This window comes from Streptomyces sp. NPDC048496, from assembly GCF_043200055.1.
Taxonomy (GTDB): domain Bacteria; phylum Actinomycetota; class Actinomycetes; order Streptomycetales; family Streptomycetaceae; genus Streptomyces.
On sequence record NZ_JBICXB010000009.1, the window covers coordinates 14,945 to 29,847 of the forward strand.

General features: G+C 71.9%; 15 protein-coding genes and 2 pseudogenes. 9 read left to right on the plus strand and 8 right to left on the minus strand.

Annotated features, from left to right (window positions below):
- Positions 1-47 precede the first annotated feature (47 nt).
- The gene (locus ACGFSA_RS12200; protein ID WP_393303217.1) at positions 48-392 is read right to left on the minus strand and encodes a hypothetical protein; all 345 of its coding nucleotides are present in this window, start codon (positions 390-392) and stop codon (positions 48-50) included.
- Between the two features lie 205 nt (positions 393-597).
- Here ACGFSA_RS12200 and ACGFSA_RS12205 point away from each other — a divergent pair, with 205 nt between their 5' ends.
- The 3 genes from ACGFSA_RS12205 to ACGFSA_RS12215 all read left to right on the plus strand — a co-directional run bounded on the left by ACGFSA_RS12205 (position 598) and on the right by ACGFSA_RS12215 (position 5,855).
- A complete protein-coding gene (locus ACGFSA_RS12205) occupies positions 598-1,545 on the plus strand; it encodes a slipin family protein (protein ID WP_393303219.1) in 948 nt (315 codons plus the stop codon).
- Between the two features lie 99 nt (positions 1,546-1,644).
- Positions 1,645-4,566, plus strand: a complete 2,922-nt coding sequence (locus ACGFSA_RS12210; protein ID WP_393303221.1) for a DEAD/DEAH box helicase — start codon at positions 1,645-1,647, stop codon at positions 4,564-4,566.
- Positions 4,563-5,855 carry an SWIM zinc finger family protein gene (locus tag ACGFSA_RS12215; RefSeq protein ID WP_393303223.1) on the plus strand — a complete coding sequence of 431 codons (1,293 nt, stop codon included), beginning with the start codon at positions 4,563-4,565 and terminating at the stop codon, positions 5,853-5,855. The genes ACGFSA_RS12210 and ACGFSA_RS12215 overlap by 4 nt, the downstream gene beginning before the upstream one ends.
- A gap of 32 nt (positions 5,856-5,887) precedes the next feature.
- On the opposite strand, the gene ACGFSA_RS12220 is transcribed toward ACGFSA_RS12215, so the two are convergent.
- A complete protein-coding gene (locus tag ACGFSA_RS12220) occupies positions 5,888-6,064 on the minus strand; it encodes a hypothetical protein (protein ID WP_393303225.1) in 177 nt (58 codons plus the stop codon).
- 69 nt (positions 6,065-6,133) lie between these two features.
- On the minus strand, positions 6,134-6,715 hold the full coding sequence (locus tag ACGFSA_RS12225) for a TetR/AcrR family transcriptional regulator (protein ID WP_393303227.1): 582 nt from the start codon (positions 6,713-6,715) through the stop codon (positions 6,134-6,136).
- A gap of 12 nt (positions 6,716-6,727) precedes the next feature.
- On the opposite strand from ACGFSA_RS12225, the gene ACGFSA_RS12230 reads away from it, so the two are divergent.
- Both ACGFSA_RS12230 and ACGFSA_RS12235 read left to right on the plus strand, forming a co-directional pair.
- On the plus strand, positions 6,728-7,060 hold the full coding sequence (locus ACGFSA_RS12230; RefSeq protein WP_393303229.1) for an HXXEE domain-containing protein: 333 nt from the start codon (positions 6,728-6,730) through the stop codon (positions 7,058-7,060).
- A 63-nt stretch (positions 7,061-7,123) separates the two neighbouring features.
- The gene (locus tag ACGFSA_RS12235) at positions 7,124-7,534 is read left to right on the plus strand and encodes a Rid family hydrolase (protein WP_393303231.1); all 411 of its coding nucleotides are present in this window, start codon (positions 7,124-7,126) and stop codon (positions 7,532-7,534) included.
- A gap of 87 nt (positions 7,535-7,621) precedes the next feature.
- Here the strand turns inward: ACGFSA_RS12235 and ACGFSA_RS12240 are convergent, their stop codons facing one another.
- Positions 7,622-8,239, minus strand: a complete 618-nt coding sequence (locus ACGFSA_RS12240) for a peptidase (protein ID WP_393303472.1) — start codon at positions 8,237-8,239, stop codon at positions 7,622-7,624.
- A gap of 13 nt (positions 8,240-8,252) precedes the next feature.
- Positions 8,253-9,464 (minus strand): pyridoxal phosphate-dependent aminotransferase, encoded by a 1,212-nt coding sequence (locus tag ACGFSA_RS12245; protein WP_393303233.1) that lies wholly within the window; start codon positions 9,462-9,464, stop codon positions 8,253-8,255.
- Between the two features lie 85 nt (positions 9,465-9,549).
- Here ACGFSA_RS12245 and ACGFSA_RS12250 point away from each other — a divergent pair, with 85 nt between their 5' ends.
- The 3 genes and pseudogenes from ACGFSA_RS12250 to ACGFSA_RS12260 form a co-directional block, all read left to right on the plus strand.
- Positions 9,550-10,227, plus strand: a complete 678-nt coding sequence (locus ACGFSA_RS12250; RefSeq protein WP_393303235.1) for a winged helix-turn-helix transcriptional regulator — start codon at positions 9,550-9,552, stop codon at positions 10,225-10,227.
- A gap of 185 nt (positions 10,228-10,412) precedes the next feature.
- A pseudogene (locus tag ACGFSA_RS12255) lies at positions 10,413-10,727 on the plus strand (cupin domain-containing protein); the annotation flags it as partial.
- 37 nt (positions 10,728-10,764) lie between these two features.
- Positions 10,765-10,971 (plus strand): annotated as a pseudogene (locus ACGFSA_RS12260) (uridine kinase); the annotation flags it as partial.
- A 1-nt stretch (position 10,972) separates the two neighbouring features.
- Here ACGFSA_RS12260 and ACGFSA_RS12265 read toward each other — a convergent pair.
- Together ACGFSA_RS12265 and ACGFSA_RS12270 are read right to left on the minus strand one after the other, a co-directional pair.
- Positions 10,973-11,869 (minus strand): carbohydrate kinase family protein, encoded by an 897-nt coding sequence (locus ACGFSA_RS12265; RefSeq protein ID WP_393303237.1) that lies wholly within the window; start codon positions 11,867-11,869, stop codon positions 10,973-10,975.
- Positions 11,866-12,846 (minus strand): pseudouridine-5'-phosphate glycosidase, encoded by a 981-nt coding sequence (locus ACGFSA_RS12270; protein ID WP_393303239.1) that lies wholly within the window; start codon positions 12,844-12,846, stop codon positions 11,866-11,868. Before ACGFSA_RS12270 ends, ACGFSA_RS12265 begins: the two co-directional genes overlap by 4 nt.
- A 238-nt stretch (positions 12,847-13,084) precedes the next feature.
- On the opposite strand from ACGFSA_RS12270, the gene ACGFSA_RS12275 reads away from it, so the two are divergent.
- Positions 13,085-13,447 carry a cupin domain-containing protein gene (locus ACGFSA_RS12275; RefSeq protein ID WP_358860822.1) on the plus strand — a complete coding sequence of 121 codons (363 nt, stop codon included), beginning with the start codon at positions 13,085-13,087 and terminating at the stop codon, positions 13,445-13,447.
- Positions 13,448-13,532: 85 nt separating this feature from the next.
- Here ACGFSA_RS12275 and ACGFSA_RS12280 read toward each other — a convergent pair whose 3' ends face one another.
- A complete protein-coding gene (locus ACGFSA_RS12280) occupies positions 13,533-14,849 on the minus strand; it encodes an MFS transporter (protein WP_393303241.1) in 1,317 nt (438 codons plus the stop codon).
- Positions 14,850-14,903 lie beyond the last annotated feature (54 nt).

Consider the following 14,903-nt stretch of genomic DNA (forward strand, 5'->3'; position numbering starts at 1 on the left):
GCGGATGCGCCTCGGTGCCGGGCTGCGGCGGCTCGCCGCCACCGCGGTCAGTGGACCGTGCTGAAGCTGCGCCAGGGGAGGGAGGTCGCTGCGTTCACATCGGTGAACGTGGTGGCGAGATACGTCGTCCCCGGGCCCGTGCAGTCCCGTGTCCGGTACAGGATGATGTCGATCAGGGTCCCGTTCCTCACTGCTTTGGCGCCCGGAATGAGCCGGTGGCAGCCCTTCACCGAGGGGCTGTTCAACATGATCACGGCATCCCGCTCGGTGACGTAGGTGACCGGCCCGACCGCGGTGCGACCGAGGCCGGAACAGCCGGCGACGGTGAGGGTCAGGAGCGCGGTCCCGGCTGCGATGCCGAGACGGCGGCGTCGTTGATCGATCACGGGCATGGGCGGGTCCTCGTCTGTCTCGTCCGGCTCGTCCGTACATCAGGTGCTGACGATGGTCACCCTGCCCGCTCCTGGCGGCCCCGGCATCCGGTACGGGGCCTGCCGGGTGATCATCGCGTGGGTCGGGGTTCGCCCGATGTACTTAATGGGCATAACGTGGTAATAGCGGCGTGAATAAGGCATTTCCGGCTTTCAGGGGGCCGTCATGGTCGAAGAACTGGTGATCGCGATAGCGGCGGCGGCGTCCGTGGGTGTGGTCTACGCGGCGGCCGCTGCGCGGATCGTGAAGCAGTACGAACGGGGCGTCGTGCTGCGGCTCGGCAGGCTGCGCAACGATGTGCGCGGCCCCGGATTCACCATGATCCTTCCCGGCGTCGAGCGGCTGCGGAAGGTCAACATGCAGATCGTGACGATGCCCGTGCCCGCACAGGACGGCATTACGAGGGACAACGTGACGGTGCGGGTGGATGCGGTCATCTACTTCAAGGTGGTCGACGCGGCGAGCGCGGTCGTGGAAGTCGAGGACTACCGTTTCGCGGTGTCGCAGATGGCGCAGACATCCCTGCGGTCGATCATCGGCAAGAGCGACCTCGACGACCTGCTGTCCAACCGGGAGAAGCTGAACCAGGGACTGGAGCTCATGATCGACAGCCCTGCGGTGGGCTGGGGCGTCCAGATCGACCGGGTGGAGATCAAGGACGTATCGCTGCCGGAGACGATGAAGCGCTCCATGGCGCGCCAGGCCGAGGCCGACCGCGAGCGGCGCGCGCGGGTCATCAACGCGGACGCGGAACTGCAGGCATCGAAGAAACTCGCCGAAGCGGCCGGCGAGATGTCCCGCCAGCCGGCCGCGCTGCAGCTGCGGCTGCTGCAGACCGTGGTCGCGGTCGCGGCGGAGAAGAACTCCACACTGGTGCTGCCGTTCCCGGTGGAACTGCTCCGGTTCCTGGAGCGGGCGCAGCAACCCGGACAGGTGCAGCAGCAACCGCAACAACAACCGCAGCCGCCGCAGCAACAACCGCAGCCGGAGCCGCAACAGGTGCCGCCCGTGGTGCCTGAGGCAGCGCCTCCGCCTCCGCCTGCGCCTGCCGCCGCGCCGGTGGCCTCCGGGCCCACGCGGGTCGCCCGCCCGAAGCCACTCGCCAGGCACTGACCTGAGTGAATGCCGGCCGAGGACCGGTTGTCAGACCCCCCGCCTAGACTCGCGGAGTCAGTGAGATCAGACGATCGAGCGCGGGACGGGAGGGGTGCGATGGCCTCGGCAGGGCGTGTGCAACAGGACACGCAGGACGCGGCCACGGCTCGCTTCCTGCGGTGCGCTGCCGTCTTCCTGCCGGCCTCGCTGCCGCGGGACGGGCGAGTCGCCTTCTGGGCCCCGGACGACGGTCCGCTTCCGGAGGCCGGGCCGGCCGGGTCGGCCGAGGGCGCCGAGATCACCATCGTGCGACGTCACGGGCAGCAGGGTGAGGTCCGTGTCCGCGCCGTGCCCGCCGTCCTGCTGCCCGTCGCCGACGCCCTGCCCCTGCTGGTCCGCGCCCGGTACCGGCAGTCCGCTCATCCGGCCGCCCGCTGCTGGGGAGCGGCCGCACTCCATGGGCTCAACCTGGTGGCGCGCGGCCGGCTGGTCCCCGGTCTGACGGCCGAGGACCACGACGCCTGGCGGGCCGGTCCGCGCGACGCCGAGGACATCGCCCATCTGCGCGCGATCGCCGCAGCCATGCCGCCCGAGGCACATGCCGTCCCGCTCCCGGACCGCACACCGCTTCAGCTCCCGGACCCCGAGTCGCTGGTCGGTGCGTTCCTCGACGCGGTCGCCGACACCCTGCCCCGGACACCCGCGGCGGCGTACGCGATGGGGGCCCCCTTCGCGGCCCGCGAGGCCCAGCATCTGCCCCGCGCCCGCGACTGGGCCGCCGAGGTCGCTGCCGGTCTGGACGCGGGGGTGCGGGTGTCGCTCCGGCTCGACCTGTCGGCGTACGAACTCTTCGACACCGCCGACACCTACGGCGGCCCCGACGCCGGCGATTCCACCGAAGACACCGCGGACATCCACCGCGGCGCCGCGCGGCATGCCGCCGCAGCGATCACGCAGGTGCACAGCCTGGCCGACCCGACGTACGTCATCGACGCCGCCGCACTGTGGAACGGCGGTGGCGGAGAACCGTTCGGGCCGCGGGCCAGGATCGACGCCGTGCTCGCACTGCGCCGCGCCGCCCGCGTCTGGACGCCGCTGGAACGGCTGCTTGACCAGCCGGTCCCCGACGTGCTCGCCCTCACCGAGGACGAGCTGTACGAGCTGCTGAGCGACGCCGGGGCGCGGCTGGCGGCGGCCGGCGTGAGCGTCCACTGGCCGCGCGAACTCGTCCGCTCCCTCACGGCCGCCGCCGTCGTACGGCCCGCGCCCGGCTCAGCCACCGACGGCACCTCGTTCTTCGACGCCGAGCAGCTCTTCTCCTTCAACTGGCAGCTGTCGCTGGGCGCCGAGCAGCTCACCGAGCGGGAGATGGACATCCTCGCGGAGGCCCACCGCCCGGTGGTGCGCCTGCGGGACCAGTGGGTCGTCGTCGACCCCGCGCTCGTACGCAAGGCACGCAAGCGTGAGCTCGGCCTGCTCGACCCGGTGGACGCCCTCGCCGTCGCGCTGACCGGCAGCGCGGAGGTGGACGGTGAACAGGTCGAGGCGGTGCCCGCCGGTGCCCTCGCCGAACTCCGCACCCGGATCCTCGCCGACGACGCCACCATCGAGTCGCCGCCCGGGCTGGACGCCACGCTCCGCGACTACCAACTGCGCGGCCTGGCCTGGCTCGACCGGATGACATCGCTCGGCCTCGGCGGCTGCCTCGCCGACGACATGGGACTCGGCAAGACCATCACCGTCATCGCCCTGCATCTGCGCCGCGCGCACCCCGCACCCACCCTGGTGATCTGCCCCGCCTCCCTCCTGGGCAACTGGCACCGGGAGATCAACCGCTTCGCGCCGGGTGTTCCCGTCCGCCGCTTCCACGGCACCGACCGCACGCTCGACGACCCCGACGACGGCTTCGTCCTCACCACGTACGGAACGATGCGGTCCAGCGCCGCCGAACTCGCCCGGCACAGCTGGGGACTTGTCGTCGCCGACGAGGCGCAGCACGTGAAGAATCCGCACTCGTCCACCGCGAAGGCGCTGCGCACCATCCCGGCCCCGGCCAGGATCGCGCTCACCGGCACCCCCGTGGAGAACAACCTCTCCGAGCTCTGGGCCCTGCTCGACTGGACCACCCCCGGGCTGCTCGGCCCCCTCAAGGCGTTCCGCGCCCGGCACGCCCGGATCGTCGAGAACACCGGCACCGCGGCAGGACTCGGGAACGAGGAAGCGATCGAGCGTCTCTCCCGGCTGGTCAGGCCGTTCCTGCTGCGCCGCAAGAAGTCAGATCCGGGCATCGCCCCGGAGCTGCCGCCCAAGACGGAGACCGACCACCCCGTCTTCCTCACCCGCGAACAGGCCACGCTGTACGAGGCGGCGGTACGCGAGACCATGGCGTTCATCGAGGCCTCCGAAGGCATCGCCCGCCGCGGACTGATCATGAAGCTGCTGGCCTCGCTCAAGCAGATCTGCAACCATCCCGCGCAGTACCTGAAGGAGGAGCCGACCCGCCTCATCGGCCGGTCCGGCAAGCTCGCCCTGCTCGACGAACTCCTCGACACGATCCTCGCCGAGGACGGCTCCGTGCTGATCTTCACCCAGTACGTGACGATGGCCCGGATCCTCTCCGCCCACCTCGCGTCGCGCGCCGTCCCGTCCCAGCTCCTGCACGGCGGTACACCGGTGGCCGAACGGGAACGGATGGTGGACCGCTTCCAGTCCGGCGAGGTACCCGTCTTCCTGCTCTCCCTCAAGGCGGCGGGCACCGGACTGAACCTCACCCGCGCCGCCCATGTCATCCACTACGACCGCTGGTGGAACCCTGCGGTCGAGGAGCAGGCCACCGACCGCGCGTACCGCATCGGCCAGACCCAGCCCGTCCAGGTGCACCGGCTGATCGCGGAAGGCACCGTCGAGGACCGGATCGGCGACATGCTGGCGGCCAAACAGGCCCTGGCCGACGCGGTGCTCGGCGCCGGAGAGACCGCGCTGACCGAACTCAGCGACCGTGACCTCGCCGATCTCGTCTCGCTCCGGAGGCCGTCATGAGCCCCCGCTCCCGGTCCGCGTCGTATGTCCGCGCCCGCCCGGGCCCCGACGACCTGCGGCGCACCTTCGACGCCGTGCCGCCCCGCACGTCCGAGGGCGGCGCACCGTTCGCGGACAGCTGGTGGGGCCGGTCCTGGGTGGCGGCGCTGGAGTCCCTGTCGATGGACGAGGGGCGCCTCGCCCGCGGCCGTACGTACGCCGACAGCGGCCATGTCGCCGCGATCACCGTGACTCCCGGCCGCGTCGTCGCCTACGTCCAGGGCAGTCGCCCCCGCCCGTACCGGACCGAACTGCGGCTGCGGACCCTCACCGACACCGGCTGGGACACCTTCCTCGACGCCGTCGCCGAGCGGCCCGGCCATCTCTCCGCGCTGCTCGCCAAGGAGATGCCGCACGGACTGGTCGACACGGCGGCCGAGACCGGCATCGGACTGCTGCCCGCCGCGGACGACCTCGACCCGAGCTGTTCCTGCCCCGACCACGGCTGGCCCTGCAAGCACGTCGCCGCCCTCTGCTACCAGATGGCCCGCCTGCTCGACACCGACCCGTTCGTCCTCCTGCTGCTGCGCGGCCGGGGCGAGCGCGAACTCGTCGAGGAACTGGGCCGGCGCAACGCCGCGCACTCTGCCCGGGAACGGCCCACGGCCGTCGCCACCCCCTCCGTGCCGGCGCGTGAAGCGTTCGCCGACCGATTCCTGCCGCCGCTGCCCTCCCCGCTCCCGGAACCCGCGCATCCCGGCCAGCCGCCCTCGTACCCCGAACTGCCCGGCGCCCGCGACCCGCTCGCCCTCGACCACCTCGCCACCGACGCGGCGGTCCGCGCGCTCACGCTCCTCACCACCGGACACGATCCGCTCGCCGGACTCACCCCCTGGCAGGACGCCGTCCGGCTGGCCGCCGCCCGCCCCACCGCCGGGCTCACCGCCACCACCCGCGCCCTCTACCGCGAGCTCGCCTACGCCACCGGCCGCACCACCACCGACCTGGCTCGCGCCGTCGCCGCCTGGCGCCAGGGCGGCGCCGAAGGGCTGGACGTCCTGGAAACTCCCTGGGACCCCCCGGCCGGTCCCTTCGACCGGGCCCGCCCCGCGCTCGCAGCCACCGACTTCCCCCGCTTCCACCCCTGGCGCAACCACCTCACCCACCCCACCGGCACCCTTCAGCTCCGCTTCGGGCGCGACGGCCGTTGGTACGGCTACGAATCGGACCGGGACAAGGACGACTGGTGGCCCCGCGCGATGCCGGACACCGACCCGGTGGGCGCACTCATGGCTCTGCTCGGCCGCTGACACCGGCTCCGCCCGGACTCCCTGGCTGCTTGTCAGCTCCGCAGGCAGGCGAAGACAGCGATCAGCAGCACGACGACGACCGGCAGCACGATCAGTCCCGCCTTCCGGAACGACTCGTTCTGCTGCTGGGACAGCCCCCGGCCGGCGCCGTGTGCCGACGCCCGTCGACGATCTTCTCCATCGTCAGGAGCGAAGGCGACCAGCCGCAATGCGCACAGACCAGGAAGTCGCGGTACGGGTCGTACCGGAAGACCCGCCGGACCGTGCCGGGGCCGCACTCAGCGAGGCAGCACGGCATCGACGACATCGCGGGCGAAGTCCGGCGGTACCGGTTCGCGGCGGAGCAGCACACGCATCCAGACCGCCCCCGCGATCAGGTCCAGCAGCAGCATCGGGTCGGCGTCCTTCGGGAGTTCACCACGGGCGATGGCGCGGGCGAAGACCGGCTGCTCGCGGGAGAACCGGTCGGCGAAGAAGTCGCGGGTGAGCGCGGCGAGTTCGTCGTCCGGCAGGCCGGTGCCCGCGGTCATGGCGCGGGCGACCGGTTCCGTACGCTCGTCGGTGAGCAGGCCGACGATCTGTTCGGTGAGGGCGATCAGGTCGCCGCGGAGACTGCCCGTATCGGGGATGTCGATGTCGAGGACCCGGGCATGGAGCATGGCCGCCCGCAGCAGCGCCGGTTTCGAGGGCCACCAACGGTAGATCGTCGTCTTGTTGACCCCGGAGTCCTGAGCGACGGCCTCAATGGTGAGACGGGCGTACCCGCGTTCCGCGAGATGGCGCAGCGTGGTGTCGAAGATCGCCTCGGCGGCACGAGGGCCCTTGCCCGGGCGGCGGTTCACGGTCTGATCGGCGGCCATGGGCGCGGAGTCATGGCGGCGGCGTCGGCGGACGGGGCGCGCTCCGGCGGTCGCAGCCCGTTCTTCCGGACCGTACTGGTCGGATTCGGGCTGCACGGCATCGTGCACATGGCGCAGGCACTGGCGTACCGCGGCTACACACCGGGGGTCGCCACGGCGCCGACCGTTGTCATCCCGTACTCGCTGTGGGCCGTGCGGCGGTTGAAGGCGGCCGGTATCGAGAGCGGCGGCGTCGGCGCGGCGGCTGCGACGCTGGCGTTCCTCCCGGTGGCCGTCGCGGGAGCGCACGGGCTGGCGCGCCGGCTCAACCGGCCGCACGGGCGCGGGGCCCGTACGGCTGCATGAGCGGCCTGCGGGCCCGCCGAAATCCCGGTGCGCCCCGTGGCCCGGGCCGTCAGACTCATCCGCATGACTGCGGAGAACAGCCGGATCGATCCGGACCAGCCGCACCCCACACCCGCCTATCACCACATCACTGTGGTGGAGGCGGGCCGGACCGCGTACCTGGCCGGGCAGTGTCCGCTCGACCGTTCCGGCGCGCTGGTGGGACCGGGCGACCTCGACGCCCAGATCGATCAGGTGGCGGCCAATGCGCCCGTCGCCCTGGCGGCCGTGGGCGCCGAGCCCTCCCGGGTCGTCCGGTCGGTCGTCTACGTGGTCAGCGACGACGTCACGGACCTTGGAGCCGCCTGGCGCCGGCTCACCGGCTCGGCCATCGGGCCCGCGTTCACCACCGCGAGCACGCTGCTCGGCGTCGCGCGGCTCGGTTTCCCAGGACAGCTGATCGAGGTCGACCTCACCGCGGCACTGCCCGGCTGAACGCTGACCCCGCGAGCCCCCGTGGTCACGGATGAGCCGTGGGCCGACTGCGCCCGCGGGCCCGCTCCCGCTTCCCGGGACGTCCCGTCACACGCCCGCGGGCAGTGACACCCCGCGCCCCGCGAAGAAGCGCTCGAAGGCGGGCAGCGGAAGCTCCGCGGCACGCGTTGTGGCCGTCGTACCGGACGGGTTGTGGAAGTGGACGCCGGTGCCGTCGGCCGTTTGGGACGTCAGCAGCACCAGATGGCCGCCCCGCCCCGGAGCGGGCCGCTGTGGATGGCGGATGCCGTGGTGCACCGAGGCCATGACCGTCCGGCCGCCGTCGAGCAGACCGAGGATCTCCTGCGTCGAGAGATGGCGGTGGACCGTGGCGTCGAGGCCGTGCGCGTCCTGTACGTACTCCGCGAAGGGGGCGTAGATCAGGCCCCGGATCACCCCGTCCGCATCCTCCGTGTACGCGCCGTACTTGAGCGCACCGTCGCGCAGCACGAACAGGGACGGGGCCCCGGCGCCGAGCGCCATGCGCAGGCAGGTCATACCGCACAGATGACCTGCCCAGCGCGCATACTCGGCCGGTGATGCCGCGCCCGACTCCGCCCAGGCGGGGTCGGTGGCCGGATCGAGTCCGCCCTCCACGATCGGACCGACAAGCTCGGACGAGGCGAACTGAGTGAGGACGGGAGCGCGGCAGGCGGGGCAGGTCACCAGGGGCATCCGATCACTGGCGGTATCCGGTCAGGAAGCGGCCGATGCGGCTGATCGCCGCGTCGAGATCGTCAGCGTACGGGAGTGTCAGGATCCGGAAGTGGTCGGGACGCGGCCAGTTGAAGCCCGTGCCCTGAACCACCTGGATCTTCTCCCGCAGCAGCAGATCCAGGACGAACTTCTCGTCGTCGACGATTCGATGCACCTTCGGGTCGATGCGCGGGAACGCGTACAGCGCGCCCTTCGGCTTCACGCACGACACTCCGGGGATCTCGTTGAGCTTCTCCCAGGCCCGGTTGCGCTGCTCGTACAGCCTGCCGCCCGGAGCCACCAGTTCCCGGATGGACTGCCGGCCGCCGAGCGCGGCCTGGATGGCGTACTGCGCCGGGGCGTTCGGGCACAGCCGCATGGAGGCGAGCATCGTCAGGCCCTCCAGATAGTTGCGGGCGTGCTGCTGCGGGCCGGACACCACCATCCAGCCGGAGCGGAACCCCGCCACCCGGTACGTCTTCGACAGACCGCTGAAGGTGAGACAGACCAGGTCGGGGGCGAGGACTGCCACGCTGTGGTGCTCGGCGTCGTCGTAGAGGATCTGGTCGTAGATCTCATCGGCGAGGACCAGCAGACCGTGCCTGCGCGCCAGGTCGAGGATGCCGTCCAGGATCTCGCGCGGATAGACGGCGCCGGTCGGGTTGTTCGGGTTGATGATCACGACGGCCCTGGTGCGGTCGGTGATCTTCGATGCCATGTCGGCGAGGTCCGGATTCCAGTCCGAAGCCTCGTCGCAGGTGTAGTGCACGGCCCTGCCGCCCGCGAGGGTGACCACCGCGGTCCACAGCGGATAGTCGGGCGACGGGATGAGCACCTCGTCGCCGTCCTCCAGCAGCGCCTGTACGGACATGGAGATCAGTTCGGACACCCCGTTGCCGAGGAAGATGTCGTCCACCCCGACATCGGTCAGTCCCATCGCCTGGTAGCGCTGCGCCACCGCGCGGCGGGCGGAGAGGACGCCGCGCGAATCGCTGTAGCCGTGGGCCTGCGGGAGCATCCGGATCATGTCCTGGACGATCTCCTCCGGCGCCTCGAATCCGAAGAGCGCGGGGTTGCCCGTGTTGAGGCGGAGCACGCTGTGGCCCGCCTCCTCCAGGGCGTTGGCGTGCTCGATGACCGGGCCCCGGATCTCGTAACAGACCTCGTTGAGCTTGCTGGACTGCCGGAATTCCATGCGGTGCCTCCCCGACCCGATTGCGATACTTGGTTTTACCAAGTATGAGCTTGGAAAGTCCAACAACATGTCTAGACTGCGTCGCATGCCACGTCAGCAGCAGCCACCCGCACGCGCCGCGCGCCGCCGAAGTTACGACCAGTTCTGCGCCACCGCCCGGGCCCTCGACTCCGTGGGGGACCGCTGGACCCTGCTGATCGTCCGTGAACTGCTGGCGGGGCCACGCCGCTACACCGATCTGCACGCCGACCTTCCCGGCGTCAGTACGGACGTCCTCGCGTCCCGGCTCAAGGACATGGAGCTGGGCGGCCTGGCCACCCGCCGGAGGCTGCCGCCGCCCGGCGCCGCGTCGGTGTACGAACTGACCGAGCGCGGCCACGGGTTGCTGCCGGTCCTCGCCGCGCTTGCCGAGTGGGGCGCGCCGGCGATCGGCGAGCGGCGGCCGACGGATGCGGTGCGGGCGCACTGGTTCGCGCTGCCGCTGCTGCGCGCGCTGGACGGGCTGACCCACGCGGGAGTCGTCGAAGTCCGCCTCGACGAGGGGGAGTTCCACGTGCGCGTGGACGGATCGAGTGGACCGGCCGACGGTACGGGGGTGTACGGGGACGGGCCGGCCGCTCACGCGGACGCCCGGATCGTGCTCGACGACGAGGTCTGTCTCGCGCTCGGGCGAGGTGAATTCACGCTCGCCGAGGCCGTGAAGGACGGACGCATCGAGGTCGCGGGCGAGGGGGCGCTGGCCGCTGAGCTGCGCGGCGCGTGACTATTGCGAGGGCCGTCGCGGCGACCTTGGTGAGGACCTTCGTGGCGGCCTTCTCGAAGACCGCTGCGTCCCGGTGATTCCGAGGATCAACTCCCGGGTAGCGTCGGGTTATTTGGGATGTCCGGGGCGCCGAGGCGGAGGGAATTCGCGTGAGGATCGCCAGACGGCAGGGGCAGCCGGAACAGCTGGAATGGGAGGAACAGCAAGGGCCGCAGGGGCGAGTGGGTAAGGCCCTGGTCATCGGCGGCTGTGTGGCGGCGCTCGGCTTCGTGCCGTCGGCGGCACTCGCCACCCCCGGGAGCGGGGTGAGCGGCACGGTTGTCGCGAAGGGCACATCGGTCGGCAAACTGAAGGTGAAGACGCCGAAGGGCCGTACGGACGTGACCTTCCGGACGATCACCCTGGAGCCGGGAGGCTCCACCGGCTGGCACACCCACAGCGGCCAGCTGATCGCCGTCGTCAAGTCGGGGACGCTGACGCGCACACTGGACGACTGCTCTCCGACGACGCCGAAGCGGTGGACTGCGGCGGATAGAAGGGCACTGGTTCCCGTTCGACCTGAGTCTCCATCTGCGGCTCTCGCCGGGTGCGCTGCGGCCGCGCACCGAGGAGAGCGAGCGGTGGACGCTGCCAGCTTTCGCGCGGTACGAGGAGGAGGTGGAGCCCGCCGGGCATGCGGACGCGGTCGTCCGGGCCGACGATCCGCTCCACCCCGCCTGGACCGGGTTGCCCGGGGGCGGGTAGGTCACCCGCCGGGCCGGCCGCCGACCGTTGCGACCGCCTCGGCCCCCGACCGGCAGCCCGCCGCTGCGGCCGTGGCCTCGTTCGCCCCCGCCAGCCGCGCCGCGAGGAACCCTCCGGTGAACGCGTCGCCCGCCCCGGTGGAGTCCACCGCTGCGCGCCCCGCAACGGCCGGAACGCGTCCGGTTACCGTTCCTCCGGCGGCGAGCAGGGCGCCCTCCTCGCCCAGGGTGACGACGACCTGAGGGAACATCAGGCTCAGCTTGGCGGCGGCGTCGGCCGGTTCGGGGAGTCCGGTGAGCAGCCGGGCCTCGTCCGCGTTCGGCAGCAGCAGCTCCGCTCCCTCCACGGCCGTCAGGAACGTGTCGGCGCCGAGTTCGGCGAGGAAGCCCGCGGAGGCTGGATCCACGCTCGCCGGGATGTTCCGCCGCCGGGCCTCCCGCAGGGCGAGCAGGGCCGTCGCGCGGCTCGTCGCGGCGAAGAGGAGATAGCCGGAGAGATGCAGATGTGCGATGCCGTCGAGCAGGGACGGTGACCAGTCGGCGGGGGAGAGGCGCAGTACGGCGCCGCTGTCGGTGAGGAAGGTGCGTTCGGCCGCGGAGTCGACGAGCGCGACGACGGTGGCGGTCGGCGCCCCGTCGTCCACCACCAGCAGAGGACGCACTCCCGCCCGCCGCAGCACATCCTCGTGCCAGGCCGCGGAGTCCGCGCCCACCCGCGCCACCAGTCGCACGTCCTGGCAGCCCGAACGCGCCGCCCAGCAGGCGGCATTGGCGCCGGCCCCGCCCGGCAGCGTGCTGATCCGGGCCGCCGTGTCCGTGCCGTGGACGAGTGGCGAGACATGCCGGGCCACCACGTCCGTGACCACGTCCCCGACGACGAGAAGGCCGCCGCCGGTCACTGGGATCCTGCCGGGTCCCGCTCCAGCGGTCCCTCGTGGATCGTGGCCCAGGCGACGGCGATCCGCGCCGCAAGCGATACGTTTCCGCGCACCGCCGCCACGTTGGCCTCCAGCGACGCCCCTTCGGTCTGCCGCATCAGATGGTTGAGCAGGAAGGGTGTGACGGCCTGGCCCACGATGCCGCGCTCCCGGCACGAGTCCAGTGCCTCCGCCAGTACGCGGTCGTGCAGCGCGGGATCCAGCTGGTCCTTCTGCGGTACGGGGTTGGCGACGATCAGCGCCGCGGCGGGACCGCCGAGCGTGTCCCCGGCCCGCATCACTTCCGCGACCTCCTCGGGCGTGCGCACGGTCCAGTCCACCGGTTCCCCCGAACTGCTGAGATAGAAGCCGGGGAAGTGCTCCGTGCGGTAGCCGAGTACTCCGACCCCGAGTGTCTCCAGGCGCTGCAGCGTCGCGGGGACGTCCAGGATCGACTTCACGCCCGCGCACACCACGGTGATGTCGGTCCGTGCGAGCAGCCGGAGATCCGCGGACTCGTCCTGGGTCTCGGTCCACCCCCGGTGTACACCGCCGAGGCCGCCCGTCGCGAAGACGCGCAGCCCGGCGCGGGCCGCGAGGAACGCCGTCGCGGACACGGTCGTCGCTCCGCTCGCTCCCGCCGCCAGTGCCGGAGCGAGGTCCCGGTGCCCGAGCTTCCGCATCGTCGGATCTCCGGCGACCCGCTCCAACTCGGACTTGTCCAGGCCGACATGGGCCCTTCCGTCCAGTACGGCGATGGTCGCGGGGACGGCCCCCGCCGACCGTACGAGCTCTTCCAGCTCTTCCGCGACCTGTAGATTCCGGGGTCGCGGCAGGCCGTGCGCGATGATCGTCGACTCCAGTGCCACGACGGGGCGGTGCGCGGCGAGGGCTTCCTGTACCTCGGTGGAGAGGGCCGGTGCGTACGGGTGGGCGCGCTGCGGCGCGTTCGGTGACATGTCCACATCCCTGTCGCGGGCGGTCCGGCCTCAAACGTGTCCCGGGAGCCGAACAGTCGCCGAGTGTGGGCCCTTCCCCTCCGCGACGCGTCGCTCGACGCCGTCGTCCGCGCCATGAGCACCACGTCGACACCACCGCGGCAACCGGACGGCGCACCCGCACGAGAACGACGGACCCGGCATTTTCAGCCGGTCCTGGTGGCACGACGTCCCGACGCGATCGCTAGGGTGACCGACCATGACGACAATTGATCAAGTTCCCGCTTCCTTCGTTGTGCACATCCCGGACGCCGACCTCGAACCGGAACCGCTCGACCCCGCTCAGATCGTCTCGGGCGAGCCCGTGGTGACCGGCAAGGTGCTCTGGGAGTCGCCGGACGGCAAGCAGCTGCGGGGCATCTGGCAGATCACGCCCGGCGTGGTCACCGACACCGAGGCCAACGAGCTGTTCGTGGTCGTCAGCGGGCGCGCGACCGTCGTGGTCGAGGACGGCGAGACGCTGGAGATCGGCCCGGGTGACGCCTGCGTCCTGCGCGAGGGCGACCGTACGACGTGGACCGTGCACGAGACGCTGCGCAAGGCGTACCACATCAGCCTCTGAGCACCCGGCGCCTGTCCGGCGGGCGCCTGCGGTCCGGTGCCGCTCCCCGTTCGCCCGATCCGGTCACGTTCCGGTCCCGCCCCGGTCAGGTGGTGGCGGGCCGGGACAGCGCCCGGCGCAGCGCCAGTGCCGCCATCGGCAGCAACAGGCAGGCGCCGGCCGCGTTCAGCCAGCCGTAACCCGCCTGGGAGACGATCACCCCGGCGACCGCGCCGCCGATGCCCGCCGCCGTGTTCATGGTCAGGTCCGACAGACCCTGCACGGCGGCGCGGGCGGGCTGCGGCACGGAGTCGGTGAGGAGCGCCGAACCGGCCACCAGGCCCGCCGACCAGCCGAGCCCGAGCACGAACAGACCGGCGGCCGTCTGGCCATGACTGGGACCGGCGGTGCCGGCCAGCAGCGCGGCGCAGGACAGCAGCCCGACGGCCAGACCGATCACGGCGAGCCGTCCGAAGCGGTCGGAGAGCCAGCCCATCACGGGTGAGAACGCGTACATGCCCGCGATGTGGCCGCTGATGACCAGGCCGATCAGCTGCAGGTCCGCGCCGTGGTGGCCCAGATCGACCGGGGTCATCACCATGATCGACACCATCGCGGTGTGCGATCCGGCCACCGTCACCAGCGCCAGCCGGGCCATCGGCGAGGCCCGCACCGCCGCGATGCCCGCCCGCAGCGAACGGCCGCCCGCGGACCGGCTGTCCTGCGGGGCCAGCGCACGCGCGGTGAGCAGCGGATCGGGCCGCAGCAGCACCGCGACCACCACCGCGGCGAGCAGGAAGATCCCGGCGGCCCAGAGGAACGGTCCGGCCGTCTCGGGTATGGACGTGGACCGGAAGACCCGGCCCGCCGGAGCCGCAATGTTGGGGCCGAGGACCGAACCGATCGTGGTGGCCCAGATGACGGTGGAGATCGCCCGGCCGCGACGGTCCGGCTCGGCCAGGTCGGCGGCGGCGAACCGCGCCTGCAGATTGGCCGACGAACCGGCACCGAACCCGGCCATGCCGAGCAGCAGCAACGGGAAACTGCCCACGACGGAGGCCACGACCACCAGCCCCGCGCCCAGCGCACCGATCAGATACGCGAGAACGAGGCCGGGGCGTCGGCCCCGCGAGGTCATCAGGGCGGCCAGCGGCAACGACAGCAGCGCCGTGCCGGTCACCGACGCGGTCGGCGCGAGACCGGACAGCGCCTCGGAGCCGCTCACTTGTGTTGCCAGCACGGGGGCCAGGGCGATACCGATGGGCACACCGAGGCCGCCGAGGATCTGAGAGGCGATCAGCACCGCGGACGTCCTGCGCCGAAGAGCGGGCAGCTCCGCCGCGGTGACGGGTGTGGCCGCGGTGGGTCCGCCTGGTCCGCCGGGTCCGGTGGGGGAGTCAGGTGCATCGAGGGTGTTGGTCACTGACGGAGTGTGCCAGCTTGCACGGGGGTACGAAAACGGGTTCCGGGCCGGTCG

Bases quoted from the DNA above. Each gene is read 5' to 3' on its own strand.
- ACGFSA_RS12200 (WP_393303217.1), bottom strand. From the start codon at position 392: ATGCCCGTGATCGATCAACGACGCCGCCGTCTCGGCATCGCAGCCGGG.
- ACGFSA_RS12205 (WP_393303219.1), top strand. From the start codon at position 598: ATGGTCGAAGAACTGGTGATCGCGATAGCGGCGGCGGCGTCCGTGGGT.
- ACGFSA_RS12210 (WP_393303221.1), top strand. From the start codon at position 1,645: ATGGCCTCGGCAGGGCGTGTGCAACAGGACACGCAGGACGCGGCCACG.
- ACGFSA_RS12215 (WP_393303223.1), top strand. From the start codon at position 4,563: ATGAGCCCCCGCTCCCGGTCCGCGTCGTATGTCCGCGCCCGCCCGGGC.
- ACGFSA_RS12225 (WP_393303227.1), bottom strand. From the start codon at position 6,715: ATGGCCGCCGATCAGACCGTGAACCGCCGCCCGGGCAAGGGCCCTCGT.
- ACGFSA_RS12230 (WP_393303229.1), top strand. From the start codon at position 6,728: ATGGCGGCGGCGTCGGCGGACGGGGCGCGCTCCGGCGGTCGCAGCCCG.
- ACGFSA_RS12235 (WP_393303231.1), top strand. From the start codon at position 7,124: ATGACTGCGGAGAACAGCCGGATCGATCCGGACCAGCCGCACCCCACA.
- ACGFSA_RS12245 (WP_393303233.1), bottom strand. From the start codon at position 9,464: ATGGAATTCCGGCAGTCCAGCAAGCTCAACGAGGTCTGTTACGAGATC.
- ACGFSA_RS12250 (WP_393303235.1), top strand. From the start codon at position 9,550: ATGCCACGTCAGCAGCAGCCACCCGCACGCGCCGCGCGCCGCCGAAGT.
- ACGFSA_RS12270 (WP_393303239.1), bottom strand. From the start codon at position 12,846: ATGTCACCGAACGCGCCGCAGCGCGCCCACCCGTACGCACCGGCCCTC.
- ACGFSA_RS12275 (WP_358860822.1), top strand. From the start codon at position 13,085: ATGACGACAATTGATCAAGTTCCCGCTTCCTTCGTTGTGCACATCCCG.